2 pseudogenes are annotated in these 597 nt (G+C 75.7%); both read left to right on the top strand.

Going from position 1 to position 597, the window contains the following annotated elements:
• Positions 1–248: pseudogene (locus AC2W7J_RS18665) on the top strand (glutamyl-tRNA reductase); the annotation flags it as partial.
• Positions 245–597, top strand: a pseudogene (locus AC2W7J_RS18660) (hydroxymethylbilane synthase); the annotation flags it as partial. The pseudogenes AC2W7J_RS18665 and AC2W7J_RS18660, both read left to right, overlap by 4 nt.

Genomic DNA, 597 nt, shown 5'->3' with positions numbered 1-597 from the left:
GCGCGCCCTGCGGGCCGCGGCCCAGCCAGGTCGTCGAGCGCGAGCTCGCCCGGCTCGACCAGCGGGCCCCCGACATGACCCCCGAGCACCGGGCAGAGGTCGACCGCGCCGTGCACCGCATCGTCGACAAGCTGCTCCACCAGCCGACGGTGCGCGCCAAGGAGCTGGCCGTCGACGGCCGCCTCGGCGAGTACCAGGACGCCCTGCGCCAGCTCTTCGACCTGCACTCCGACGGAGGTGCGCTGTGACCTCCCTTCGCCTCGGCACCCGCCGCTCTGCCCTGGCCACGACCCAGTCCGGCCACGTCGCTGACGCCCTGCGGGCCGCCGGCCACGACGTCGAGCTCGTCGAGATCGTCACCGAGGGCGACACCAACCGCGCCTCGCTCGCGAGCATGGGCGGCACCGGCGTCTTCGCCAGTGCCCTGCGCCAGGCCCTCCACGACGGCGAGATCGACCTGGCCGTCCACTCGCTCAAGGACCTGCCGACGGCCCCCGAGCCGGGGCTGGTCATCGCCGCGATCCCGGCCCGGGTCGACCCCCGCGACGCCCTCTGCGCCCGCGACGGGCTCACCCCTCGGCGAGCTCGGCGAGGGGA

Source organism: Janibacter sp. CFPM2_SD2 (assembly GCF_057364645.1).
The sequence above is the reverse complement of the archived record's forward strand: the minus strand, read 5'-3'. Positions and strand labels throughout refer to the sequence as shown.